The organism is Embleya sp. NPDC020630 (assembly GCF_044334985.1).
Classification (GTDB): Bacteria; Actinomycetota; Actinomycetes; order Streptomycetales; family Streptomycetaceae; genus Embleya.
Genome location: NZ_JBIRUB010000004.1, coordinates 168,584 through 193,055 on the forward strand (window position 1 = coordinate 168,584; position 24,472 = coordinate 193,055).

Here is a 24,472-nt window from a genome sequence, read left to right on the forward strand (position 1 = left end):
TCCTGCCCGGGCCTTCCCGGAAGGGGCAGCCATGGTGCAGCGGGTGGTGGTCGTCGGAGCAGGGTTCGCGGGGTTCGAGGCGGTGCGCAGGTTGGAGCGGTCCCTCGGTCCCCGCGAGGCCGAGATCGTGCTGATCAGTCCGATGGACTACATGGTGTACCGCCCGCTGCTGCCGCAGGTCGCGGCCGGGGTGTTGTCCTCGCGTACCACGGCGGTGCCGCTGCACCGGATGTTCGACCGCACGCACGTGCTCCCCGGCGGCGTGATCGGCGTGGACCTGGCCGCGAAGGTCTGCGTGGTGCGCAAGATCTCCGGCGACGTCGGCAACGAGCACTACGACAAGCTGGTCCTGGCCCCGGGCAGCGTCACCCGTACCTTCGACATCCCCGGCCTGACCACCTACGGCCACGGCATGAAGAACCTGGCCGAGGCGGTGTATCTGCGCGACCACGTGATCGCCCAGCTGGAGATCGCCAACTCCAGCACCGATCCGGCCGAGCGCGCCTCGCGCTGCCAGTTCATCGTGGTCGGCGGCGGCTACGCGGGTGTGGAGACCGCCGCGTGCCTGGAGATGTTGACCACCAAGGCGCTGCGGCACTTCCCGCGCCTGGACCCCGCGCAGGTGCGCTGGATGATCGTCGACATCGCGCCGCGCCTGCTGCCCGAACTCGGCGAGAACCTGGGCAAGGCCACCCTGCAGATGCTGGCCAAGCGCGGCGTGGACGTGCGGCTCGGGGTCAGCGTGCAGGAGATCACCGAGGACTCGGTCACCCTGACGACGGGTGAGAAGTTGCCGTGCCGCACGCTGGTCTGGACGGCGGGCGTCACCGCGAGCCCGCTGGTCGGCACGCTGGGCACCGAGTTGGTGCGCGGCCGGCTGGCGGTCGCCGCCGATCTGGCCGTACCCGGGTATCCGGACGTGTTCGCGCTCGGCGACGCCGCGGCCGTTCCGGACCTGGCCAAGGGGGACGGCGCGATCTGCCCGCCCACCGCGCAGTACGCGCACCGCCAGGCCAAGATCGCCGCGGCCAATGTGGTCGCCGCGCTGCGCGGCCAACCGCTGAGCGCGTTCCGGCACAAGGACCTGGGTCTGGTCGTCGACCTCGGCGGCACCCAGGCGGTGGCCCGGCCGCTCGGCTACGAGATGCGCGGCCTGCCCGCGCAGGCGATCACGCGCGGCTACCACCTGCTGACGGTGCCGTCGATCCGGGCCCGCACCCGGGTGTTGTCCAACTGGATCCAGCACGCCTTCGCCGGCGACGACCTGGTCCGGCTCGGCTTCATGTCCGACCAGGACGGCCGGATGGGCAACCTGGAGAAGACCGACGCGTACCTGTCCGGCGACGAGATCACCGCGCGCACCGGTTCGCGCGCCGCGCACCCGTAGGCGGGGCCGGGGCGCCCGCCGTGCGCCCCGATCAGGCGTCGCGTTCGGCGCGCTCCTTCAGGCCCTCCGCCTCCATCCGCAGATAGCGCCGGGTCAGCTTGCCCGCGACCAGGCCGATCAGCGGGGTGAGCAGGCCGCTCTGGCGCAGGATCAGCTCCACCGTGACACCCTCGTCGACCCCGATGCGGTGGTCGGCGAGGGTGGTCACCCCGCCGCTGCGCGACGTCCAGGCGAACGATCGCCCCGGTTCACGTTCGGTGACCACCCATTGCGTGGCGGGCAGTCGGGGCTGCTTGACCCGGACCCGGCTGCCGACGCCGAACGGCTCCCGGTCCAAACGGCGCACCTCGCTCATGGACGCGGTCCAGGTGGGCCAACGCTCGACGTCCATCAGGATCTCCCAGACCCGCTCGGCCGTCGCCTCGATGCGAATGCTCTCGTGGTAGGTCACCGTGTCCCCATTCCGCCGGCGCGCCGGTCATCGTCGGCCCATGGTCCACACGAGGGGGTGGTGGGACAAGAGGGATGCGTGGGGATCCGGGGGGCGCGCGTGGAGCGGGCCGGGCGCCGTGCGGGGTGCCGACGGGCGCCGAGGTGGGTACACGGGGGCCATGAACGACGAGCGCACGGCGGCCCGGCTGCGGAACGCGCTGGTGGAGCGATTGCGGCTGGGCGGGAGTATCCGCACCGAGGCGGTCGCGAGCGCGATGGCCGAGGTGCCGCGCGAGGTGTTCATGCCCGGCGGCACCTCGCCGGCGCGTGCGTACGAGGACCGCGTGGTGGTGTTGTCGATCGACGCGCGCGGGTTGCCGGACAGTACGGTCAGCCGGCCGGCGATGATCGCGCTGATGCTCGAACAGCTGGCCGTGCGGCCCGGGACGCGGGTGCTGGAGATCGGCACGGGCAGCGGCTACAACGCGGCGCTGCTGGCGCATCTGGTGGGGGCGACGGGCGAGGTGGTCAGCGTCGAGGTGTCCGCCGAGTTGGCGGGCGCGGCGGCGCGGCGGTTGGCCGGGCTCGGGATACATGTGGACGTGCGGGCCGGGGACGGCTGGGCCGGCGTCGCGGACCGGGCGCCGTTCGACCGGATCGAGGCCACGGTGGGTGTGCCGGATCTGCCGCCGGCGTGGGTGGAGCAGTTGGCCCCGGACGGGGTGCTGGTCGCGCCGATGTGGTTGCGGCCCGGGTTGGAGTTGGCGATCGCCTGGGAGCGGACCCAGGGCGCGGCGCTGACCAGCGTGTCGGTCGAGCGCTGCGGATTCCTCCAGTTGCGCGGGCCGCACGCCGGACCGGGGCGCACCCACGCGCTGACCGGCGATCTCGCGGTGATCGGCGAGGATCTGCCGCCGGCCGCGTTGGACGTGCTGCGCGACCTGATCGATCACGGCGCGGTGGACGCGGGTCCGGTGCTCGGCCCGGTGGACGCGCGACTGACCGGGTTCGCGCTGGCCGAGCCGCGTTCGGTGTTGTTCCTGGGGCATCCGGGCGACGGCACGACGTGGGGGTTGTTCGACCCGGAGCGGCCCGCGCTGGCGGTGTTGATGCGGGATCGCATCCTGGTCTACGGCGATCGGGACGCGGCGGTCGATTTGTACTACGGGGTGGCGGGCGCGCCGGTGGTGGATGCCGAGCGGCTGCGGGTCGAGGCGATTCCGGCGGGTACCGCCTTCCCGCCCGCACCGCGCCCGGACGGGCGGTCGTGGACGGTGGAGCGGGAGCGGTACCACTATCGGCTGACCGAGATGTAGGCCCCGCGCGCCGGTGGGCGAGGTGTTGTCGCGGCTACTGCTGCGGGAGCGCGCGAACGACCTGGCCGAAGCGGGCGGATCCGGTCAGGCTCGCGTGTTCGGGACCCTTCCACTCGACCTCCAGCTCTTCCAGGATGCCCTCGTGCCACCAGAACATCCCGGTGGACAGGGGCTGTTGGTCCCGGGTCAGGCCCTGTGCGGTCTTCAGTACGAATCCGGCCATGCCCACCGTGCGCTGCGAGTTGAGCGGCAGCGCGAGCAGACCGTTGTCCACCGGCGCGCACACCAGGGCGCCGGCGCGCAGCGGGTCGCCGATCGCCTCGCCGAGGCGGAACAGTTGCGCCGAGCCGGGCCAGCTCTGGCCGAGCAGCGAGTGCAGCGTGGCGCCGGGGGAGATCTCCATCGGCGTGCCGCCGTAGCCCTCCATGCGCAGGTTGGTCGCGCCTTGGAGCCACACGTCCTCGACGGCCATCCCCCAGTGCTGCACCATCGGCGTCTCGATCGTGACCGCGGTGCCGTCCGGTCCCTTCACACACGCCACGGCGACGATCTCGCCGCGCACGCCCAGCGGCCACACCATGCCCTGCGCACCGAGGTGCGGGCCGGGGCGGCTGATCATCAGCCGCAGATCCTGCCTGATCCGCTCCGGCGGCGCGCTCATCAGGACACCGCGCACGTCCTGTCCCCAGGCGGTGTTCTGCTGATTGCGCGACTGGCGACGAAACAACGCCACGAAAAACTCCTAGCAAGGGGGTGCCGACCGGCCCTGACAAGTCATAGTCAACACCGCCCCTCAACGCAACATCCCCCGCACACCCCCACCTGCGGCTGAATCGGTGACCGGCCGCGCGGCGAACCGTGGCCGGTGGCGCGGCGACGGGCGGCGGGCGAGCCGTGGGGAGCGGGCGCACCGGGCGGTCGGGGCCGCGGTCCCCACCCGCCGCCCGTGGGCCACGGCGGGCGGAAAGCGAGCCGCAGGCGGTGTGGGCGGCGCGGCGGCAGCCGTCGGCGCGGTGGGCAACCCCGGTGAACGCCTGGCGGTGGGTCCCGCCGCTCGTCCGCCGTGGGCGGGGGGCGGTCGGCGGTGGGGTGGGGTCAGGCCTGGTGGGTGGGCAGGATGATCAGGTGGCGGAGGTTGATGTGGCGGGGGCGGGTTGTGGTGTACACGATCAGGTCGGCCACGTCGGCCGGGGACAGGGCGCCGATCGTGTCGAACATGGCGCCGAGCTGGCCGGCCTCGCCGAGCGCGGCGTTGTCGATGTGCGAGCCGAGTTCGGTGTCGGTCAGGCCGGGCTCGATGTTGGTGACCCGGACGTCGCGCGGGCCCAGTTCGCTGCGCAGGGATGCCGACAGGTGGGTGAGCGCGGCCTTGGTCGCGCCGTAGACGGCGTAGTTCGGGAAGGTCACGTGCGCGCCGATCGAGGAGACGTCGACCAGGTCCGCGGTACCGCCGTCGGCCGCCGCGGCGACCAGGTCGGCGGTGAACGCCCGGATGATCCGCAGCGCGCCGGTGACGTTGGTGTCGATCATCCGGGTCCACTCGTCGATCCGGCCGTCGTCGAGCGGGTTGGGCAACATCACCCCGGCCGCGTTGACGACCAGGTCGACGCGGCCCAGTTCGGCCCGGATCCGGGCCGCGCCCGCGTCCACCGAGTCCTGGTCGGTGACGTCGACCGCGACGGCGAGCGCCGTACCGCCGCCGGCCTCGATCTCGGCGGCGAGGTCCTTGAGTCGGTCCTCCCGGCGGGCCAGCAGGGCAACCCGCGCGCCGCTCGCGGCGAGCTGCCGTGCGGTCTCGGCGCCGATGCCGCTGGCGGCCCCGGTGACGACGGCGGTGCGACCGGTGAGCGCGGTGGGTGCGGTGTGGTTCATGGGGGTCTCCCGGGTTGATCCGTACTGCGTGATCTGCTGACTCGGATCACTGTGCCGCCGGGCCGCGCGGACACCCAGAGCACACGTTTACCTGGGTCCGGCGGTACCACCTTCGCGCCCGGTCGCCGCGTCGGGCGCGGGGCCGGCAGTAGAGTCCGATCATGACCACCTCGTCCGCCGACACGTCCTTCGAGCAACTGGGCGGGTTTTTGCGCGCCTGCCGCGCCCGGGTCGGGCCCGAGGAGGTCGGCCTGCCCGTTTTCGGCCGCAAGCGGCGGGTGGCGGGGTTGCGGCGCGAGGAGGTGGCGCAGCTCGCCGGCGTGAGCGTCGACTACTACGTACGCCTGGAGCAGGGCCGCGGACAGCACGTCTCGGACGCCGTGCTGGACGCGATCGGGCGGGCGCTGCGGCTGGATCCGACCGAGTACGCGCACATGTGGGATCTGGCCCGGCCGACCCGGGTGAGTGTGCGTCGGCCGGCGCCCTCGACCGCGCGGCCGGGTGTACAGGTGCTCTTGGACCGGATCGACGCGCCGGCGTTCGTGCTGGGCCGCTGCATGGACGTGGTGGCGTGGAACACCCTTGCCGACGCGCTGATGGGGTTGAGCGCGATGGCGCCGCACGCGCGCAACATGGCGCGGCACGCGTTCCTGGCCCCCGACGCGCACACCTTCTATCCCGAGTGGGAGCAGGTCGCCGCCGACACGGTCGGGTATCTGCGCCTGGACGCCGCGCGGCACCCCGGGGACACCCGAATGGCCGCCCTCGTCGAGGAGTTGTCCGCCGGCAACCCGCGCTTCCGCCCGCTGTGGGACGCCCACCAGGTGGCCGAGAAGACGCACGGCACCAAACGCCTGCGCCCCGCCGGCGGCGACCCCGTGGACATCACCTACGAGACGTTGTCCCTGCCCGGGGATCCGGATCTGCTGCTCGTCGTCTACACCACCGGCCCGCGTGCCGAGCCGGTCCACGCCGAACCGGTCCGCGCGGAGGCGGGCGCGGCGCTCGGCCGGCCCTGAGCACCGGCCCCGGCCCGGTCCCGTCCGCCCCTGCGCGACCTACGCGCTCAGTTCGCGGTCCAGGGGGACGCGGAATCGCGGGGTGATGTGGGTGCCCTCCAACCACGAGGTGTGCCGGGCCACTTCCGCCTCGATCGCCTTGGTCGCCTCGGGGTCGAGGTCGACCAGGGCGCGCCAGACGAGGCCGCCGTCGGGGCGGGTGGACCAGCCGCCGACCACGCGGCCGTTCCACCAGACGGTCGGGCCGATATTGCCCATACGGTCGAACAGGTGCTCGCGCAGCGCGGGCGTGATGTACCAGTCGCGGGCCTTCCAGCCCATCGGGGTGGCGTCGAGTGCGGGCAGCAGGGCCGCCCACGGCTCGGGGGCCGGCTCGGGCTCCTCGTCGCCGGGCAGCACCCAACCGGTCGTGCCGTCGTCCAGCCCCACCTCGACGGCCCGGACCGCGGCCAGGGCGTGCCGCACGTCGGCCGTCGTCCAGCCCGTCCACCACTTGACGTCGTCGGCCGTGCCGGGCCCGAACGCGGCCAGCCAGCCGCGCACCAACTCGGCCTTCGCCTCGGTTTTTCCGATCTCGGGCAGCGGCGGCATGATCGTGTAGCGGAAGCGGCTGGAAAGCCACGACCCCTGCGGCTCGGCCCGGACGATCCGGCCCTCGCAGGAGAGGGTGAACAACAACCGCGTGGACACCCCCTGATTCGCCTCGTACGGCTTGCCCACCGCAACCCGGATCTGGGTACGCAACAGCGGTACCCGCGCGCCCAGTTCGATCGCGGTGGCCTCGCCCATCCCGGCCAGCGCGGCCACCGTGTCCGCCTCGACCCGCTCCAGCCACGCCTCGTCGTAGCCGCCGGACGCGAGGAACTGCAGCAGCACCCGGCGCTGCGTGACCGCGACCGCGTCGGTGCTGGAACGCTGGACCACGTGAACGAGTTCGCGCGGGACCACGTAGACGGTGCGCCGCATGCCGGGCATGCGCACCAGGCTGCGGTCGGCGTACAACGCCCGCCGGACCTCGGCGACGGACGGTTCGGCCAGGCGCGCGCAGGTGGACACGTACACCGTCGCCGGGTCGGTGGCGTGCAGCAGGAGCACAGACCGGACCGCGTCCTCCGCGTGCGCGGCGCGCGCGCCGGCCGCCAGTCGATGCCGAGTGCCCAAACGCGCTCGTCGCTGGTCGTCGGTGATCCGTGGCAACGCAGAGGTCATGCGCCGACCATAGGGGTCCGATGTGACATGTGGCCGGGAATCGTACGGCGCGGCGATTCCGGATCGCCTTACCGTGACGGGGTCGGGACACGAAAGAATCAAGCGTCGAGTTTTTCCGGTATCACCGCACGTCCGTGTGAAGGAGTCACCATGCCGTCTGCGGGGTCGTCCCGATTCGATTGGCGTCGCCTGACGCCCGCCCGTCGGGCGCCGAGCGCGGGAGGTCCGCCCCCACCGAAATCCGGGAACAGTCTGGTGATCGGGGCGGTGATCGTCGGGGTGATCGTGATCCTGGTGTGGTGGGTGCTCTCCGGCGACGACGACAAGAACGACAAGAAGAAGAACGCGTCGAGCACCGTGTCGCCCGGCGCGTCCGGGTCGGCGAACCCGTCGGCGAGCGGGACGGCCGTGCCCTCGCCCACCTCGACGGTGAAGATGGCGGTGATCGCGCGCCAGGCGATCGGCCTGGAAATACGCGAGAAGCCGGGCAAGGGCAAGACCATCACCGAGGTGACCGCGGGCACCCAACTGACCGCGACCTGCCGGGCCAAGGGCGCTGCCGCCGTCTACGGCTGGCGCGGTGGCAAGAGCGACCAGTGGGTGCTGGTGACCACGAGTGCGGGCGCGGGTTACGCGCCCGAGGCGTGGTTGGAGACCACGGGGTCGGTGAAGGACCTGCTGCCCCTGTGCTGACCGTGCGCACGCCGGGGTGGGCCGGCCGGTGTCGAGCGCCGTACGGTCACCGACGCCGGTCGACCGCCGCGCATTCGCTCGCGGCCGATCACCCAGGGGGCGACCGGGGTTCGCGCGACCAGCCAGGCGAACCCGGCCGACCCGGTGGCGACCACGGCCACGAGCACGATGGTGTCCACCGCCGGCGACCACGGCAACGCGGCGGCGAATCCGCTCAGTTCCAGCAGCCGCAGGATCATCGGGTGCACGAGGTAGACACCGAAGGCCAGTTGCGCCCCCAGCGCGGCGGCCCGCCGACCGGGCACGGGTCGGCGGGCCCGTTCCCAGCGGCAGGCCAGGGCGTACAGCGCGATCACCGCGACCGGGCCCCAAAGCAGGCTCACCGGCTGGGTGGCCATCGACGCGGTCGCGGTGTCCCGGCCGCCGGCGACGGTGTGCCGGTACCACAGCCAGGTCAGCGCGAGCATACCGAGCGTGCCGGCGCACACGGTCCGCGTGTGCCCGACGATCCAGGCGTGGAAGGCGTCCAGGTGCACCGCGGCCAGCGCGCCGGACAGGACGAAGAACCCGTAGGTCGGCAACAGCATCCCGCCGTGCGTGCGGTACCACTCCAGCGGGCCGCTCAGTGGGGTGGGGTGGAACAGCACCACCAGCGCGGCGAGTTGCACCGCGGCGGTGACCGCGAGCAGCGGCAGATGCCGGCCGGTGGTGACCCGGACCAGCTTGAGCAGGAGCGGGAACAGCACCGCGATCTGGAGCGAGACGAGCAGGAAGTACAGGTGGTACCAGGACCCGCCCCAGACGATGCCGCCGCGCAGGTCGCCCAGCGCGCCGGGCAGGTCGTCGCGGATCCGGGCGTGGTCGCCCAGTGTCCAGTAGGCGGTGGACCACAGCAGATACGGCGCGCCGAGCAGCTTGAACCGCCTGCCGAGGAAGGAGCCCACGCGCAGCGGCCGGTGGTACGCGCTGTGGAAGAGCACGAAGGTGCTGACGAAGAAGAACACCGCGCGGGTCGCGTGCAGGACCAGTTGGGTGAAGGCGGGGCCCTCGCCGGGGAACGGGTAGGTCACGCCGATGACATGCACCACGATCACGCACAGGAACGCGATGTCGCGGATCAGGTCGACCCGGTGCAGGTGGGGTCGGCGGCCGGTCGCGGGCGGATCGGTCCGGGCCGTCGGGCCGGCCGGCTCGGCGGGCGGGCGTGGGCCGGCAGAGTCGGCCGGCGGGCGCGCGGCGGCGGCCGTACGGTCCGAGGCGCTCGCCGGGCGGGCGGGTCGGGTGCGCTTGTCGAAGGTGCCGAAGGAGACTGACATCACCGGACGCCTGCCCCGACCACGCCGATCCGCTCACCGCCCGCCCGATGTTTTCCCCGGGGCGCGATCGGCGGTCGCGCCCTCCCCACCGGGTGCGAGCCGGATCGAACCGCAGGACGCGGGGTGCCACAACGCGGAAAGTCCATGTAGACAGCATGGACGTGCTTCATGAGTGAATGATTAAAGCCGTCCGAGGACGGCCTTGACGTTGCGTCAGGTTCGGGCAAAGCCCGCCGGCGCGCCGCGAGGACCGGGCGCGCCGGGGGTGACCATCGGTGGGCTGCGGGTGGAGCGGTCGGCGCCGTGTTCGGGCCGTCGCCGGTCAGCCGCCCGGGGTCGGATCCGGGACGAACACGGCCCGGTCCCGGTGGAAGGTCATGGTGCCGGCGGTGGAGCCGTCCCAGCCCAGGCCGCCGGGTTCGTAGCGCTTGCTGACGGTGGCCCACCACAGATTGGACGTCATCACGTGGCCGACCTCGTCGAGGTAGGCGCGCATCCCCGGCTCCCCGCCGTGCGGGCCGGCCATGATCCGGTCGCGCAGGTCGAGGAACTTGCGCTCGGTGGCGTCGATCAGGCCGCAGATCTTGTTCATCGCCCCTTCGAGGTCGAGCCCTTCGGCCTCGCCGAGGTAGTAGACCAGGTTCACCCGGTCGTCCATGACCAGTTCCTTGCGATAGGAGACCAGGTCGTTGATCAGCGTGTAGCCGTCGATCGCGGTGTCGTGGATGGCCACCATGTCGGCGGCGCGGAACGCCTCCTGGGACAGCGCCACGCCGGGCACGCCCTCCTCGGCGAACCCGAACAACCAGCGCACCCCCAGGCTGTGCCGGCGGTCGTCCATGTACGTGTCGTAGTCGGATATCCCGGCGTCGCGCCAGCTCTCCAGCTCCGTGGTGAACCCGTGTGCGAAGTCCTCCATGTAGGAGACGAATCGGATCCAGCGCGCCGGCGGCATGCGCTCGCGCAACCAGGAGAAGTCCTCGCGCAGGGGGGTCGAGCCGTCCCCCCAGCCGAGCAGGTCGGCCATGAAGCGACCGAAGACGTTGCGGGTGGCGAACGAACTGCCGCCCAGACCGGCCTTGTCCACGAGACTGTTCTCGATGCCGATCAGATAGTTCATCACCTTTGCCGTGGTCAGCGCGAGTTCGTAGTCGGCGTGCGGAACGGACAACGACACCAGCAGCGTTCCGTCCACGTTCTTGTCTATCCGGGCGGCGTCGCCCGCGTACGCGAAGCCGAGGTGGCGGTGGGCCCACCAGCGGGACTCGCGCATCAGCCGGTCCGTTTCCGGATGGAACGTCATCGGCAACAGGTTCGCGAGCTTCGGCAGGTGGAAGCTGATCGGGAGGTCGACGACGGTCGGTGTGCTCACGCCGGGCTCCTTTCGCCGGTCTGCGTCGGGGTATTCCTGCCCCCACCGCGCGATCCGGCGGAACCGGGCGCGGGGGCACGCAGGGCTGAGGGGTACGCCGACTGCGCGTCGGGGCCCCGCGGGGCGCTCGGGCGGCGCGTCCGGGCGGCCAACCGACTGCCCAGGTGGCCGAGGGCCAGCAGGGTGAAGTGGTCGGCCAGACTGGGGATCACGTACAGGAACGGCCGGGTGCCCAGCATGTCCGGCACCGAGTCGATCCCGCCGTCGGCGCGTTGTGCGCTCAACAGGTACTCGACGCCGCGCGCCGCGGGGCGGGCGTCGGCCTGGCGGCACAGCGCGATCAGCGCGTACGCGGTGCTGATCGCGTCACTGGGGTCGCCGGGTTGCTGGCCCCAGCCGCCGTCGCGGTTCTGCCCCTCGCGCACCGCGGTCAGCGCCCGCTTGACGGTGGCCCGGTAGGCGTCGGGTCCGCACGCGTCGGTGGCGAGCAGGGCGCGGAAGATCGCGTGATAGCGGCTGCGGCTCCAGTCCGGGTCGAAGGTGCCGTCGGCGTGCTGCGCAAAGGCCAGGAACCGGCGTGCGGCGGTGATGCGTTGCACGTGCCGGGGCGCGCGTACGCTCAGCGCGTTGACCGCGGCCGCGGTCATGCACGCCTCCGAGGGCGCGCCCGCGATGTACGTGGGGAAACCGCCGTCGGGACCCTGGTAGGACCACAGGGCGCGTAAGCCGCGGTCGATCGTGCGCCGGTAGCGCAGCGGGTCGGTGGCGTGCAGGAACTCGATCGCCACCGAGGTGTCGTCGACGTCGGCGAGCGCCGCGGCGTCGGTGTACGACCAGCCGCCGTCCACCCGTTGGCGCGCCGCGAGGTGGTCGCCGATCCGGCGGCGGACCTCCATCGGGGCACCCGACGCGTCCAGCGCGACACCCGCGGTGACCGCGCACCAGGTGTCCGTGTCGGTCACGAACGGCACCCCGCCGTCCGCCCGTTGGTGGACCAGCGCCTTGGCCACGCCGTTGACCAGCACACCGTCCAGGTGCGGCCGCCCGACCAGCGCGTGCAGCACCAGGAGGTGCACGAGCAGATTGCCCTCCCAGACCCCCGACGCCTGCTGGGTGTCCACGAGCAGGCGCACCTCGGACTCGGCGACCTCGTCGGCATGACCGGTCAGATCGGCCGACGCGACCTTGAGCGCGATGGTCTGCACGTGCGCCCACGGGTGCAGGTTCCCGGTGTCGAACGCGCTCGGGTCGAACGCACGCCGGAGCGCGCTCCGGGGTGGGCCGAGCAGGGCCAGCACCGTTTCGAGCAGGACCCGCTTGCGCGCGTTCAGAAACGCCGGCGCCCGCTGTAGGAAGCGGTCGAGCAAGGCGTCCGTGCCGTGTTCGGCAAGGTCATCGGGGTGGCGTAAAGCGATCGTCGCGAGCAGCCGATCCAGCGGTTCGGCGTCGTCGGGGAGATCGGCGAGGAACCGGGCGACCCGACGGTGGTGGTCGGATTCGATCCCGGTGCGCTCCAGCAGGCGCAGCAGCAGCGCCGATTCGAGCACGCGGCTGCGGCACGGGCTGCGCACCGCCCCGTCGGGTTGCACCGAATCCGCGACCCGGCGACGCAGCCGCGCGGTGGCCACGGGGAGCTCCGGCACGAACATGTCCGCAGGCCACCCCGGCATCCGGGTTTCTCGCACGCGCATCGGTCAGCGCCTCCCCCATACGTCCTGTCGCAAGCTGTGCCGTTGTGTCGGTAGGGCGCCGAGCGGGGGTTGGGGTGACGCGATCGGGGTACTCGGCGCGGAATGCACGCCCCGGCGGATGAGCGTCCCCGTCGCCCGGTCCGGGTGTGTTCCCAACACGAAATCACCCGAAGGTGTGAATGCGGAAGCCTGTACTCGTTTGTTGTCTGAATTGGTGAGTAATCGCCATCAAATGTGCTGGAAATGAACGCCTATTGACTGCACTTCAGGTGGCCGCGAGCAGTCCTTCGAGCCCGGGGGCGGTCCTGGAGGGCGCGAATTCGACAACGTCGTAGGTGGCCGCACCCGCCTTCCGGAAAGGGTCCTCCGCGAGCACGGCGTCGAGCGCGGCCCGGTCGTCGGCGCGGGCCAGGATCACCCCGCCGGTGCGCGGGATACGACGCCCGGAGGCGAGCAGGGTGCCGTCCGCGTAGTACCGGTCGAGCCATTCGAGGTGGCCGGGCATGAGCGCGTCGATGTCCTCGACGGGGACGACGTAGGTCAGCGTGATCACGAACATGACTCGATCGTAGGGCGTGGCGGGAGGCCGGGTGCGGGCTACCGCGTAAGAGAGCGGGGCGGGATTCGGGCGGACCGCGGGAGGGGAGTCGAGGTGGGACGGGGTATATTGCGTACCATTTCGGGGCGTTTCGACACGGTGGCGGCGATTCCGGAACGCGAGGTGGAAGTTCCGCGTGGGGACGGGAATGTCGGGCGGGGAGTGCGGGTTGTAGGGGGCGGTCGGTGAGATCGGTGCCCCCGGGCCCACTCACAGCCACTGCGGACCACCGTTCGGCTGGAGCCGCAGTGGGCCTTTCGCCGCAAGGCGGCCCGTCTCACCGACCGTCCACGCGAGCGACCCCCGTCGGGTCCGGTCGGCGCGACGAAGGTCGCGGTACCGGGCGCGCGGGGCTCGACTCCGGTCCATCGGGATTGGCCGCTCGGCCGTTTCGAAGATCAAGAGGCGTCGATAACGTGACGCTCATGCGCAAGTTCCTGGACATTTTCGGGTTGTTCCTGGTCCTCCAGGGTGTCGGTGGGATCGTTCACCACTTCGTCGGTTGGTTCCGGGCCTGGGGACTGCTCGCCCGACAAGCCTTTGTGCACGGCTATCAGCTGCCGGCGGGCTTCGCCCTGATCGTGCTCGGGTTCGTGGTGTGGGTGCTCGGTGAAACGCTTTTGCCCACCGAGAAGGAGAAGCAGAAAAAGGCGTCCTCGAAATCCGCCGTCGAGGATGTACGGCGGAAGGAGCGCTGATAAAGGGGCCGACTCGCGTGGCGGGTGTGATCCGGTGGGCCGGGGGTGGCGGCGCACCGCCGGCGCGGGCGCTGGGGCTTCGCGGGGAAACGTCTTGTTGGAGCGGGGGTGCGTGGGCCATCCTCGGCGCATGATCATTCCCGAGACCAAGAGTTGGACGTGGGTTCTCGACACGCCCTGTCCCGACTGCGGCCTGGATACCCCGGCCGTTCCGCTCGCCCGGATCCCCGCCCTGACCCGCGCGAACGCCGCCGCGTGGCACGAATTGCTCGTCTCCGGCGGCGACGAGCTGCGGAACCGGCCGAATCCGGACACATGGTCCCCGCTCGAATACGCGTGTCATGTCCGCGACGTCTTCGTACTGTTCGACGAGCGGCTACGGCTGATGTTGACCCGCGACGCCCCGGATTTCGCGAACTGGGACCAGGACGCGACGGCGATCGAGTCGCGCTACACCGAGCAGGACCCCGCACGCGTCGCGGCCGACCTCGCGGCGGCGGGCGGCGCCTTGGCCGACGCGTTCGCGGCGGTGGCCGACGACCAGTGGTCGCGTACCGGCAACCGCAGCGACGGCACGGTCTTCACGGTCGAGTCCTTCGCCCGCTACTTCATCCACGACCCGGTCCACCACCTGTGGGACGTCACGGGCGTGCGGGCGGATTGAGCGGCCGAAACCCGTGCGGGATGTCCGCCTCCATGCGCGGGGCGGGCGTGCTCGTCGGGGGACGGCGGGTGAGTTCGCGGAGCAGGGCGTCGGCCACCGCGTCGCGGACCGCCGCCTCGGTCGGGACGGAGCGGCCGGCCTCGGCTGCGAGTTCGGCCAGCGAGGTCATCGTCGTGTCCGGGAGCGCACACGCGGTGAACGTGGTGAACGCGCTCAGGTCGGGGTCGATGTTGAGCGCGAAGCCGTGGCTGCTGACGCCCCGTCGGATCCGCATCCCGATCGACGCGAGCTTGCGGTGGTCCGGGGTCCAGATCCCGACCAGGCTCGGCGCACCCGCCGGGGTCTCGCGCCGTACCGCCGGGAAGCCCAGCGCGTCGAGCGCGGCGAGCAGGCCGTTCTCCACCCTGCGCACCAGGTCGCCCGGACCCAGGGCGCGGACGTTCACCACCAGGTAGCCGATCAGCTGCCCCGGTCCGTGGTAGGTGGCGTGTCCGCCCCGGTCCACCTCGACCAGCGGGATCGGCGAGGCCGGGTCCGGCAGGTCCGCGGCGGGGGTACGCGCGCTGTAGGTGATCACCGGGGGGTGGGTGAGCAGGAACAGCCGGTCCGGCGCGGTGCCCCGCTGCCGCTCGGCGACCCAGCGCGCCATCTCGGTCTGCGCGAACGGGTAGGCGAGCCGACCCAGGTCGACCCGGACCGGCACGCCGTCCTCGCGTACCTGCGGCGACGCCGGTATGCCGTCAGCCGTGTCGATCGACATCCGTGCTCTCCGATCGTTGCCGGTGGTGAGCCGGCCGGTTCTCGGGCCGACGGCGCCAGCGCATCGCGGTCGCGTCGGCCAGGTCGATGAAGTCGGCGTCCGGGAAGACCTCGGCGTAGCGCTCGCGGTACTGCGCGCGGGTGAGGTAGTGGTGGGACATCAGGTGGTCCAGCCAGGCCGTGCCGGTGCGGAAGCGGTACAGCCACCAGGCGTCCCGGACGCGCAGCCGGCGCAGGTCCCGGGCCAGTTCGCGGACGGCGAGGAGCACGTGTTGCCGGCGCGTCACGGCGGGCTCGGTGGCCACGTCGTCGACCAGGACGAGTTCGCCGCCGGGGCGGACCAGCGACCCGAGATGGGTGAGCGCGGCGGTCAGGTCCGGGAGATGGTGCAGCGTGCCGATGCTCAGGACCAGGTCGAAGCCCTCGGCGTGGTGTACGTCCAGCAGCGAGGCGACTTCGTAGCGGACCCGCTCGTGCGACCGGCGAACCCTCGCGACCTCGATCAGCGGCGCGCTCACGTCGGCGGCCACCACCTCGGTATAGGAGCCGGCCAGCGCGAGCGCGTGCCGGCCGGAGCCGCACCCGGCGTCCAGGGCACGGTCCCCGGCGAGTTCGAGATCGGCCAGCCAGTCGCCGAGAGGGTCACACAATCCGGCATATCGGTCGTAGTCGCCCGCGAACGCGTCGAATGATCGAGGATCGGCCTTGAGCGGTTTCATTGACTTGGTCAAGAATGGCTTGCGTGTCCCGAACCACGTACGGGTTCCGAACCATCCATGGGCCCCGATCCGGGCACGCACCGCCGACCGGATCCGCGCCCCGAACCACCGACGCGCCACCGGACGTTCGCCCTCGACCGGCGTGCGGACGCTCGCCCGATCGGCGACCGGACGCGCCACGCCGATCGTCGGCGCCGGGATCGCATCCGCGCTCTTCGGTAGCCCGGTCGCCCGGTCGGACGCCGTGCGACTCGCAGTCCTTCGCCCCTCCATCATGCCGAGGATGACGCCCCCATGTCTTTCGTACTCGTCGACAAGCCCCGCCCCCACGTCACGCTCATCACCCTCAATCGACCGGACCGCATGAACGCCATGGCCTTCGACGTCATGGTCCCCTTCCGTGAGGCTCTGGAAGCAGTGAGTTCCGACAACGATACGCGTGTCGTCATATTGACCGGTGCGGGGAGGGGGTTCTGTTCCGGTGCGGATCTGGAGAATTCCGGACGCATCCCGGGGGTCGAGGGCCTGACTCGGACGAGCATCGCGCGCCGCTCGATGGAGATCCTGGACGACGTGATCCTCGGGCTGCGCCGGCTCCACCAACCGGTGATCGGCGCGATCAACGGCCCCGCGATCGGGGGCGGTTTCTGCCTCGCCACCGCCACCGACATCCGAATCGCCTCCGACACGGCCTACTTCCGGGCCGCGGGCATCAACAACGGACTGACCGCGAGCGAGCTCGGAATCAGCTATTTGCTCCCCCGGGCGATCGGGTCGTCTCGGGCATTCGAGATCATGTTGTCCGGACGGGACGTGGACGCGACCGAGGCCGAGCGGATCGGACTGGTCTCGCGCGTGGTGCCGGGCGAGAAATTGCTCGACGACGCGTACCGACTCGCCGAGCGCATCATCGGGTTCAGCCGAGTGGGGGTTGAGGTGACGAAACGGTTGCTGTGGTCGGGCCTGGAGGCCGGCAGCATGCACTCGCACATGGATCACGAGGGGCACGCCCAGTTGTACGTCCGGCTGACCACCGAGAACTTCGAGGAGGCCATTCGGGCGCGCCGGGACGGGCGGCGACCGGAGTACCGGGATTGAGGCGGGGATTGAAGCCGGATCGAGGCAGCGGTCGAGGCGCCGAAGGGCGATCGCACCGAGGAGTCGGTGGACGTACGGCCGGGCGCGGGCGTGGGATCGACGCCATGTCGGTGTCACATGTCGGTAATTGGTTGGTGCGGACTTCACACGTTGAGTGAATGTTGAACATGTGTTGACCGGGAACGGGCAAGCTCAGGCTCATAGTGCGGCGGCCCGGTCGGATCCGACGGGGCCGCCGGGCACACCACGGGGGTGTGAGCGAGAAGCGAGGAGATTTTCCGTGCCACACGGAAGGAACGACGAACTGGCCGCCGTCACGGCACTGCTGCAACGGACGCGCGCCGGTGACGGCGGAGCCGTCGTGCTGCGCGGGGCCGCGGGGACGGGCAAGACGACGCTCCTGGCCGAGGCGGTGTGGGCGGCCAAGGGCATGACCGTCCTGCGGACGAGCGGACCGCGCGGCGGCGGCGCCCTCCCCTACACGGGCCTGCGCCAACTCCTCGCCACGCTGCACCCGCGCATCGGCCGGCTGCCGCACACCAGGGCCCAGGCGCTGCGCACCGCCCTCGGCCTGGCCCCCGGCGCCGCCGACCGCACCGTGGTCGCCGCCGCCGCGTGCTCCCTGATCGCCATCGCGGCCCGCGAACAACCGATCCTGGTCCTGGTCGACGACGCGCACTGGCTCGACGCGGCGTCGGCCGCGGTGGTGGCGTACATCGCGGCCCGCGCGGAGGGGCTGCCGATCGCGGTGCTGCGCGCCACGCGGGAGGGGGCGGGCGCCGCGGCGGAGGGTGCCGAGTCGGATACCGGAGTCGCCGGGGCGGGCGACGCCGCGGGGGCCGGGCTCGTCGAAGCGGATGGGCGGCGGTCGGAGCGGGCCGAAGCGGGGGCGTCCGCTGGGGCGTTCCGAATGGGTGCAGCCGAGTGGGTGAGCGACTCGGGGACGCGCGGCGCGGCGAAGGGCGCCGGGGACGACCCGGCCGGCACGCGAGAGGCCGAGCACATGGCCGCCGCGGAGTCCGCGGCCGGTTCGGCCGGTTCGCGGGATGCGGACGCGGACGCGGCCACTCGTACGGCCGAACAGGCGACCGACGCCGAAGCCGCGACCACCCACGACGGGGCCGCCCCGGCCACGTGTGACGCGGGTAGCTCGTCCCGAGTGGCGGCGGAGGCCACCCGGGACGAACTGCCCGAGGACGCCTGGCAGACGGGCGGGGCGGGGCGGGGCGACGGCGTCGAGGCGCGGACCTGCCACCGGGCGGGTGACGCCGAGGCGGGCGCGCGGGTGGATGACGTGGCCCGGAGCGACGGCGACTTGCCGGTGGGTGCGGACGACGGGGCGGCGGCAACGGATGGCCGGCGGGGCCAAGCGGCCGACGGTGACGTGCGGATGGGGCGTCCCGCGAGGGGCGGGGCCGGCGGTGCGCACGGCGTGTTCGCGGCGTCGGCGGCGCGGCGTACGACGGACGGGGCCCGTTCGGGTGTCGGGTTCGAGGCTGTCGGGCTGGAGGCTTCGGGCTCGGGCTCGGGTTCCGGCGGCGGTGGGCGGTCGGGGCGGGCCACCGGTACCGACGTCTTCTGGGGTGGCGGCCTCGAGGCCGGCACGGACGCGGACGCCCGGGGCTCGGGCGGCGGCACCGGTACCGGCGTCGGGAACGACCGCCGGTCCGAGTCCGCGCGGGCCACACGGTCGGGCATCGACCGTGACCACGATCGGGTGGCGGCGGGTACCTCGTCCGGGGCGACTGTCCGCGGCGGCGAGCGATCGGGTGCCGGCCGCGTCGCGAACGGCGGCGGGCCGGCGGCCGGCCTGCCCGAGGAGGCGCGCCGACTGCTCGCGTTGGCCGCGCTCGAACCGGCCGCCGACCTCGACCAGTTGGCCGTCGCCGGACGGCGCATCGGCATCGGGCGCGGCGCACGACTCGCCCTCCTGCGAGCCGACCTCGTCGACACCACCGAGCACCGGGTGCGCTTCCGCAACGCGTCGGCGCGCGAGGAGGTGCGCCGTTCGCTCAGCGCGGCGGAGCGCCGCTCCCTGCACGGAGCACTGGTCTACGCCGCGAGCGGCGCCCTCGCGTACCGGCGTCCCTGGCATCTGGCCGCGCTCGCCACCGGCCCCGACGCCGATCTCGCCGCGGCCCTGGAGGCCGGCGCGGGCCGTACCCGCCGCGAACTCGGCGCCGGCGCCGCCGCGGCGACGTGGGAGCAGGCCGCCCGGCTCACCGCCGACCGCCCGACCGCCCGCCGCCGCTTCGTCGCCGCCGCGTACGCCGCGTGGGAGGCCGGCTTCCCGGTCCGCGCCCGCACCCTGCTCGACACCGCCGACGCCACCGATGTCGAGGGTGTCGCCGACGAGGGCTCGTCGGCGCACTCCTCCGGTACCGCGATCCGGCTCCGCGCCGCCCTCCGGCACGCGGAAGGACATCGCTCCGAAGCGGGCGCGCTGCTCCTGGACGCGGCCCATGGTCGCGCCGCCCTCCTGCTCGCCGCCACTGGCGCCGCGTGGGAGGCGGGCGACCGCGCCCGCACCAGCCAGGCCCGGACCGCCCTGGCCGCACTCCCCCTCGCCTCCGACGACCCGCTGCGCACCGTGGTCGCCGCGCTCGGCGCCGACGGCGTCTCCCCCGCGATGGTCGCCCCGGCCACCCGGGCCCGGCTGTACGGCCTGGGCATCGCGCTCTGGGAGGTGACCCCGCTCGCGGTCCACGCGGCCGCGACCGACCAGGCGGCGTACGAGGTCCTGCTCGACGAGGCCGCCGTGCTGCGCACCCACGGCGCCCGGGGCGCACTCGCCGCGGCGCTGATGCCCCTCGCCGTCGCGGGCGCGCTGTCCGGCCGGGCCGTCGAGGCCGAGACCCACGCCGCCGAGGGCCTGCGCCTGGCCCGCTCCACCGGCCAGGGCACGCTGGCCGCCTGGTTCCTGGCCGCGCTGTCCATGGCCGCGACCACCCAGGGCCGCATCGCCGAGGCCCGCGACGGCGCCTGGCAGGCCCTGCGGCTGACCGGCACACAGGGCCTGACCCCGGTCGGCGCCTACGCCCTGTACGCCCTCGCCGTCGTCGAACGCGCCGAGGGTCGCACCGAGGCCGCCTGCGAACTCCTGGCCACCGCCCTGGCCGCCCCCGCCGGTGCCCTGATGGAGGTCCGCATCCGCGCCGAGTTGGCCACCGCCGGTCCCAACCGCACCGGCCTCGCCGCCCTGCCCCCACGCCCCACCCACCCCCAGCTCCCGGCCCTGACCCTGACCGGCCGCATCCCCCGAACCCCCCAACTGGCCGCCGGCAACGGCGCCTGACCCCACCCCGCTCGGCGGTCCGGCCGGCTCTCGGCCCGGTGGCCGCGGATCGTCACCGCCACCTACCGGGCGGCGTTCGACCGGGTCGAGGGCGGGCCGCCCGACGGCCGAGATCACCTTCGCCCTCGAAGGCGCTCGGGCCGGCACCCGGCACGGCCGCATCGATCCGGCCGGGGAACGGCTGATGCGGATCGTCGAGAAGATCGTGGCTCGGCACCGCGCCACCCCGGCGTGGCCACGGGCCGACCGTCGCGCGGTCGTGTGCCCGAGGGGCGAGCCCGCGCCTCGACGACCCGCCGCGCCGGCCTCCCACCACGCGGACGATCCGCTCGTAGGGTGGGTGGCGCAGCGATTTCGCGCGACCTTGATTGCGCCTGATCCCGAGGAGAGCGAGAGCCAGGCATGCGCGACGCGACAGCGACGTCTCGCCGGACTTCGCGGCGAGTTCCGTGCGCCGGGTGCGGCGGGGCGGACTTGTTCACCGGCCACGTGGGTAGATCGTCGGCGTGACCGAACGAGGCGCGATCGAGGACTGGGACACCCGGCTGGGTTGGATGCGCGCCCTCGTTTCGGATGACGAGGTCGCCCATCGCCGCGCGCTGGACCGGTATCTGCTGGTGACGCGCGACATGCGCCAGGCGCGCGAGGCCTACGACACCATCGTGTTGCGGGTGCCGCGCTCGGTCTCCGCCGAGGAAGGTGCATGGCGGCGATTTCGCGATGCGTGGCTGCTCACCCCCGATGCCGCGCTGCTCGCCGATTCGCCCCCGCCCGCCGAGGTCCCGGACTGGGGCGGGTTGCCGTACGCGCTGACCTATCTCGAATGGGAGGCCCGATTCCCCGCCGAGTGGACCCGGCACGCCAAGGTCTGGAGCAGCAAGCAGCGCCTGATCCGGCTGCTCGCCGTCCCCGGCCACCACGGCCCGGCCCGGGCCCGGCTGCTCGATCTGGTCGAACTCGTCGTCTACCGGCGACACCGCTGCAAGGACCGCGACTACTCGCGGATCGCCCGCGTGATCGACGGCGACGACCTGCGCGCCCGGCTGGAGAAGGCCCGGGCCTCGGGTGAGTCGTGGACCCGTGACCAGGCGGGCCACGTGTTGTGGCTGCTGCGCAACCCGCAGGTCCCGATCAACCGGACGAACTGGTTCCGGTGGTTGTCCGCGAAGGCCGACGCCGACGACCCGCTCGACATCGGGACGGAAGGCTTCATCGGACACCCGGAGCAATCGCGCCACCGCGAACGCCCGGAAGACCCGGAACGCCACGAGCGCCCCGGCCCCTCGGAAGACTCCGAACACCCGAACACCCCACCCCCGAAAGCGCCTTCGGACCCGCCCCCGAACCCGCCCGACACCCCGCCCGCCACCCCTCCCCCCACGCACAGCTGACGCGCCGTCATTCCCGGTACACGGAGCGGCTTCCCGCCATAGGTTGTGCTGCAACATCGGCAACAACCATTCGGGGGCGACATGGGTCGAGCCGACCCGCGCGCGACGCGCCGCGTCGTGATCCGCGACGAAGGTGCGTCCACCGAGACCACCCCGCGACCACCGACTCCGGGCAACCACCCCTATCCGCACCCGAATTCGTCCCCCCATCCGTACCCGGAGCCCCACGAATCGGGGACTCCCGAAACGGAGGCCGCGATCCGGTGACCGAGGCTCCCGCAACCCCCACCCCGACCACACATCCCACCCCGCCCCACGTCCTGGTCGTCGACGACGACCCCTCCATCCGCCGGGCCCTGGAACGCGGCCTGCGCCTGGCCGGCTATCACGTCACCCTCGCCGCCGACGGCACCCGCGCGCTGGACCTGATCGAGCCGGCCGTGCCCGCCGCCGCCCCGCAGGTCGTGGTCCTGGACGTGGCCATGCCGGGGATCAGCGGCATCGAGGTGTGCGCCCGACTGCGCGCCCGAGGCGCCGCGACCCCCGTGCTGATGTTGTCCGCCCGCGACGAGACCGCCGATCGCATCGCGGGCCTGGAGAGCGGCGCGGACGACTACCTGGTGAAACCCTTCGATCTGCGCGAACTCGACCTGCGGTTACGGGCGTTGCTGCGGCGCAGGCCGCCCGGGCCGGTGGGCGACGCGCCGCTGCGGGTCGGCCCGGTCACGGTGGACGTGTCCGCGCACATCGCCTCCTGCGACGGCGTCCGGCTCGACCTGACCCGTCGCGAGTTCGCCCTCCTGGAGGTCTTCACCCGCAACCCCGGCCTGGTGCTGACCCGCGATCAACTCCTGGACCGGGTCTGGGGTTACGACTTCGACGTACGCACCGACGTGGTCGACACGTTCGTCAGCTATCTGCGCCGCAAGCTGGAGGCGGACGGTCGGCCGCGCGTGCTGCACACCGTTCGCGGCGTGGGCTTCGTACTTCGGGCCGGCGGCGGTCCCGGATGAAGCTCTCCACCCGCGTAGCACTGTCGGTCGCCGTCCTGGTGCCCCTGCTCGTGCTGGGCGCCGGCACCCTCGTGGTGCACTGGGTCCGGGCCGATCTGTTGGCCCGTCAGGACCAGCAACTCCAGCAGCGCGCCGAGCGGTTGACACCACCCGCCCGCGCACTGTTGCGGGCCGACCTGGACGTGCGCCAACAGGCCCTCCGTACCCGCCAGTACCGCGTGCTCAGCATGGCGCTCGACGTCGGCGTGCGGGTGGATACCCCGGACGGGCCGCTGATGGTCGGTCCGCAACCACCGCAGACCACGACGCTGCCCGCCCGTGCGCCGAACCCGGTGACCGTACACGCCGGTCGGCTCTCGTGGCGGATGGTCACCCGGCCGCTGCCGACGGGGCCGATGTACGTGTTCCTGCCTTCGGGCGAACCCGAGGCGCAGGCCGCGCTGTTGCGTCGGCGGGTCTACGTGGTGACCGCGTTCGCCGTACCGCTGTCCGCACTCGCCGGGCTGGCCGCCGGGACCGCGGCCACCCGGTCGCTGCGCGCGCTGCGCCGGCGCGCGGCCCGGCTGGATCCGGACGACGGCACGCATGAGGCGGTACACGTGTCGTCGGGCGTGGTCGAGGTGGACGAACTCGGCCGCACCCTCGACGACGTGCTCGGCCGATACGCCGAGCAGACCGCGCGCACCCGCGAAGCCCTGGAGACCGCGCGCTCGTTCGCGGCGACCGTCGACCACGAACTGCGTGGCCCGCTGACCGGGATGCGCACCGACCTGGAGGTGCTGACCACCTATCCGAACCTGGCCGCGGCCGAGCGTGCGGACGTGCTCGCCGACCTGTGGGTGGGCCACGAGCGGGTATTGTCCGTCCTGGCCGCGCTGCGCGCCCTCGCCCAGGGCGACCTGGTGGACGCGACGGCGTTCGAGGCGGTGGAACTGGGCGAGGTGGCGCACGCGTCGGCCCGGAGCGCGCCCGCCCATCGGCCCGGCGTCGAACTCCCGGTCGAGATAAGGGTGGAGGCGCCGCACGAGGTGGTGGTGTACGGACTCGCCGCGGGGCTGCGCCTGTTGGTGGACAACCTGGTGGGCAACGCACTCGTGCACGGCGCGAGTCGGGTCCTGGTGAAGGTGCTTCCCGGGCTGGACTGCGGCGTGGTGTGCGTGGACGACGACGGGCCCGGGATCGCACCGGAGTTGCGCGACGTGGTGTTCGAGCGTTTCCATCGCGGTCCCGGCAGCGGCGGCGCCGGGCTGGGTCTGACCCTGGTCGCCCAGCAGGTGGCGCTGCACGGCGGCCGGGTCACGGTGGGCGTCCCGCCGAGCGGCCGAGGCACCCGGATCGAAGTGGTGCTCCCCCTGCGCGCCGACCCGACCGCCGCCCGCGAACGCGCCTGGCTCGGCGTCCTGGGCCGCGTGCGGGACGAAGGCCGAACGGCGGACCGGGAGAAACCCGAACCCGCGCCCCCGCCCCGCGCCGCTCCCACCGCCCCCAGCGTGCCGAAATCCCGATCCGGATCCGGATCCGCGGCTCGATCCGGAACGGGATCCGCCGTGAATTCCCGCTCACCGATGGCCCATTCACAGGAAACCCACAAGGAACACCCCTAGCCTCCTGCTACGCCGTGCCCGCCCGGGGTGGGGCGGGCCCGGCGTTTCGGGGAGGCCGCGGATGCCTGAACCCCACCGCAGGCGAGGAGCATTCCTCGCCGCCTCGACAACCTCGGGGGCGTTGTGCACCTCGCCCCCCGCGTATGCGGCAACGCCCGGTGGCGGCGGCCACCGGACGACCGCGCAGCCCTCGTGGCACCCGCGCGAGACCGACCTCGGGGCGGTCTCGCGCGGTATGCCGAACGAGCGGTGAGTCCGGCCGGGTGAGTCGCGGCCTGGCGCTGCCCGGGACGGCGGCGTGCATGCTCGCGGCGGTGATCTCGACC

21 protein-coding genes are annotated in these 24,472 nt (G+C 72.8%); 11 read left to right on the forward strand and 10 right to left on the reverse strand.

The annotated features are described in order from the left end of the window. The first annotated feature begins 31 nt into the window (after positions 1-31). Complete coding sequence (locus tag ACH4XV_RS16670; protein ID WP_395790387.1) at positions 32-1,387, forward strand: NAD(P)/FAD-dependent oxidoreductase; 1,356 nt, start codon at positions 32-34, stop codon at positions 1,385-1,387. Positions 1,388-1,418: 31 nt separating this feature from the next. On the opposite strand, the gene ACH4XV_RS16675 is transcribed toward ACH4XV_RS16670, so the two are convergent. Further along, entirely contained in the window at positions 1,419-1,838 is a 420-nt protein-coding gene (locus ACH4XV_RS16675) for an SRPBCC family protein (RefSeq protein ID WP_395790389.1), read from the reverse strand. A gap of 160 nt (positions 1,839-1,998) precedes the next feature. Between ACH4XV_RS16675 and ACH4XV_RS16680 the strand changes: the two genes are divergently transcribed. Further along, positions 1,999-3,135 (forward strand): methyltransferase domain-containing protein, encoded by a 1,137-nt coding sequence (locus ACH4XV_RS16680; RefSeq protein WP_395790391.1) that lies wholly within the window; start codon positions 1,999-2,001, stop codon positions 3,133-3,135. 34 nt (positions 3,136-3,169) lie between these two features. Here the strand turns inward: ACH4XV_RS16680 and ACH4XV_RS16685 are convergent, their stop codons facing one another. Together ACH4XV_RS16685 and ACH4XV_RS16690 are read right to left on the reverse strand one after the other, a co-directional pair. Continuing rightward, entirely contained in the window at positions 3,170-3,868 is a 699-nt protein-coding gene (locus ACH4XV_RS16685; protein WP_395790393.1) for a hypothetical protein, read from the reverse strand. 362 nt (positions 3,869-4,230) lie between these two features. After that, complete coding sequence (locus ACH4XV_RS16690; protein WP_395790395.1) at positions 4,231-5,007, reverse strand: SDR family oxidoreductase; 777 nt, start codon at positions 5,005-5,007, stop codon at positions 4,231-4,233. 161 nt (positions 5,008-5,168) lie between these two features. On the opposite strand from ACH4XV_RS16690, the gene ACH4XV_RS16695 reads away from it, so the two are divergent. Continuing rightward, on the forward strand, positions 5,169-6,026 hold the full coding sequence (locus tag ACH4XV_RS16695) for a helix-turn-helix transcriptional regulator (RefSeq protein ID WP_395790396.1): 858 nt from the start codon (positions 5,169-5,171) through the stop codon (positions 6,024-6,026). 39 nt (positions 6,027-6,065) lie between these two features. On the opposite strand, the gene ACH4XV_RS16700 is transcribed toward ACH4XV_RS16695, so the two are convergent. After that, complete coding sequence (locus ACH4XV_RS16700; RefSeq protein ID WP_395790398.1) at positions 6,066-7,235, reverse strand: winged helix DNA-binding domain-containing protein; 1,170 nt, start codon at positions 7,233-7,235, stop codon at positions 6,066-6,068. 255 nt (positions 7,236-7,490) lie between these two features. Here ACH4XV_RS16700 and ACH4XV_RS16705 point away from each other — a divergent pair, with 255 nt between their 5' ends. Further along, positions 7,491-7,928 carry a hypothetical protein gene (locus ACH4XV_RS16705; RefSeq protein ID WP_395790400.1) on the forward strand — a complete coding sequence of 146 codons (438 nt, stop codon included), beginning with the start codon at positions 7,491-7,493 and terminating at the stop codon, positions 7,926-7,928. Here the strand turns inward: ACH4XV_RS16705 and ACH4XV_RS16710 are convergent. The 4 genes from ACH4XV_RS16710 to ACH4XV_RS16725 form a co-directional block, all read right to left on the reverse strand. Then, on the reverse strand, positions 7,865-9,244 hold the full coding sequence (locus tag ACH4XV_RS16710) for an acyltransferase (RefSeq protein ID WP_395790402.1): 1,380 nt from the start codon (positions 9,242-9,244) through the stop codon (positions 7,865-7,867). The genes ACH4XV_RS16705 and ACH4XV_RS16710 overlap by 64 nt on opposite strands. Positions 9,245-9,566: 322 nt before the next feature. After that, positions 9,567-10,616 (reverse strand): hypothetical protein, encoded by a 1,050-nt coding sequence (locus ACH4XV_RS16715; RefSeq protein ID WP_395790404.1) that lies wholly within the window; start codon positions 10,614-10,616, stop codon positions 9,567-9,569. Next, a complete protein-coding gene (locus ACH4XV_RS16720) occupies positions 10,613-12,265 on the reverse strand; it encodes a prenyltransferase/squalene oxidase repeat-containing protein (RefSeq protein WP_395790406.1) in 1,653 nt (550 codons plus the stop codon). Before ACH4XV_RS16720 ends, ACH4XV_RS16715 begins: the two co-directional genes overlap by 4 nt. Before the next feature lie 307 nt (positions 12,266-12,572). After that, positions 12,573-12,866, reverse strand: coding sequence for a YciI family protein (locus ACH4XV_RS16725; protein WP_395790408.1), 294 nt, complete (start codon positions 12,864-12,866; stop codon positions 12,573-12,575). A 464-nt stretch (positions 12,867-13,330) separates the two neighbouring features. On the opposite strand from ACH4XV_RS16725, the gene ACH4XV_RS16730 reads away from it, so the two are divergent. Beyond that, the gene (locus tag ACH4XV_RS16730) at positions 13,331-13,603 is read left to right on the forward strand and encodes a hypothetical protein (protein ID WP_395790410.1); all 273 of its coding nucleotides are present in this window, start codon (positions 13,331-13,333) and stop codon (positions 13,601-13,603) included. Positions 13,604-13,733: 130 nt separating this feature from the next. Further along, positions 13,734-14,267 (forward strand): DinB family protein, encoded by a 534-nt coding sequence (locus ACH4XV_RS16735; RefSeq protein WP_395790412.1) that lies wholly within the window; start codon positions 13,734-13,736, stop codon positions 14,265-14,267. Here the strand turns inward: ACH4XV_RS16735 and lipB are convergent. Continuing rightward, complete coding sequence (lipB, locus tag ACH4XV_RS16740; protein WP_395790414.1) at positions 14,245-15,027, reverse strand: lipoyl(octanoyl) transferase LipB; 783 nt, start codon at positions 15,025-15,027, stop codon at positions 14,245-14,247. The genes ACH4XV_RS16735 and lipB overlap by 23 nt on opposite strands. Beyond that, positions 15,008-15,757: a class I SAM-dependent methyltransferase gene (locus tag ACH4XV_RS16745; protein ID WP_395790416.1), complete on the reverse strand. Its 750-nt coding sequence runs from the start codon at positions 15,755-15,757 to the stop codon at positions 15,008-15,010. The genes lipB and ACH4XV_RS16745 overlap by 20 nt, the downstream gene beginning before the upstream one ends. A 282-nt stretch (positions 15,758-16,039) precedes the next feature. Here ACH4XV_RS16745 and ACH4XV_RS16750 point away from each other — a divergent pair, with 282 nt between their 5' ends. The 5 genes from ACH4XV_RS16750 to ACH4XV_RS16770 all read left to right on the forward strand — a co-directional run bounded on the left by ACH4XV_RS16750 (position 16,040) and on the right by ACH4XV_RS16770 (position 24,146). Beyond that, positions 16,040-16,843, forward strand: coding sequence for an enoyl-CoA hydratase (locus tag ACH4XV_RS16750; protein WP_395790418.1), 804 nt, complete (start codon positions 16,040-16,042; stop codon positions 16,841-16,843). Between the two features lie 280 nt (positions 16,844-17,123). Beyond that, entirely contained in the window at positions 17,124-20,138 is a 3,015-nt protein-coding gene (locus ACH4XV_RS16755; RefSeq protein ID WP_395790420.1) for an AAA family ATPase, read from the forward strand. 506 nt (positions 20,139-20,644) lie between these two features. After that, a complete protein-coding gene (locus ACH4XV_RS16760; RefSeq protein ID WP_395790422.1) occupies positions 20,645-21,529 on the forward strand; it encodes a hypothetical protein in 885 nt (294 codons plus the stop codon). A gap of 263 nt (positions 21,530-21,792) precedes the next feature. Continuing rightward, the gene (locus ACH4XV_RS16765) at positions 21,793-22,542 is read left to right on the forward strand and encodes a response regulator transcription factor (RefSeq protein WP_395790424.1); all 750 of its coding nucleotides are present in this window, start codon (positions 21,793-21,795) and stop codon (positions 22,540-22,542) included. Next, on the forward strand, positions 22,539-24,146 hold the full coding sequence (locus tag ACH4XV_RS16770) for a sensor histidine kinase (protein ID WP_395790426.1): 1,608 nt from the start codon (positions 22,539-22,541) through the stop codon (positions 24,144-24,146). The genes ACH4XV_RS16765 and ACH4XV_RS16770 overlap by 4 nt, the downstream gene beginning before the upstream one ends. The last annotated feature ends 326 nt before the right edge of the window (positions 24,147-24,472 follow it).

Coding starts and splice junctions, on each gene's coding strand:
- ACH4XV_RS16670 (WP_395790387.1), top strand. CDS start 32: ATGGTGCAGCGGGTGGTGGTCGTCGGAGCAGGGTTCGCGGGGTTCGAG.
- ACH4XV_RS16680 (WP_395790391.1), top strand. CDS start 1,999: ATGAACGACGAGCGCACGGCGGCCCGGCTGCGGAACGCGCTGGTGGAG.
- ACH4XV_RS16690 (WP_395790395.1), bottom strand. CDS start 5,007: ATGAACCACACCGCACCCACCGCGCTCACCGGTCGCACCGCCGTCGTC.
- ACH4XV_RS16695 (WP_395790396.1), top strand. CDS start 5,169: ATGACCACCTCGTCCGCCGACACGTCCTTCGAGCAACTGGGCGGGTTT.
- ACH4XV_RS16700 (WP_395790398.1), bottom strand. CDS start 7,235: ATGACCTCTGCGTTGCCACGGATCACCGACGACCAGCGACGAGCGCGT.
- ACH4XV_RS16710 (WP_395790402.1), bottom strand. CDS start 9,244: ATGTCAGTCTCCTTCGGCACCTTCGACAAGCGCACCCGACCCGCCCGC.
- ACH4XV_RS16720 (WP_395790406.1), bottom strand. CDS start 12,265: ATGTTCGTGCCGGAGCTCCCCGTGGCCACCGCGCGGCTGCGTCGCCGG.
- ACH4XV_RS16725 (WP_395790408.1), bottom strand. CDS start 12,866: ATGTTCGTGATCACGCTGACCTACGTCGTCCCCGTCGAGGACATCGAC.
- ACH4XV_RS16730 (WP_395790410.1), top strand. CDS start 13,331: ATGCGCAAGTTCCTGGACATTTTCGGGTTGTTCCTGGTCCTCCAGGGT.
- ACH4XV_RS16735 (WP_395790412.1), top strand. CDS start 13,734: ATGATCATTCCCGAGACCAAGAGTTGGACGTGGGTTCTCGACACGCCC.
- lipB (WP_395790414.1), bottom strand. CDS start 15,027: ATGTCGATCGACACGGCTGACGGCATACCGGCGTCGCCGCAGGTACGC.
- ACH4XV_RS16750 (WP_395790418.1), top strand. CDS start 16,040: ATGTCTTTCGTACTCGTCGACAAGCCCCGCCCCCACGTCACGCTCATC.
- ACH4XV_RS16770 (WP_395790426.1), top strand. CDS start 22,539: ATGAAGCTCTCCACCCGCGTAGCACTGTCGGTCGCCGTCCTGGTGCCC.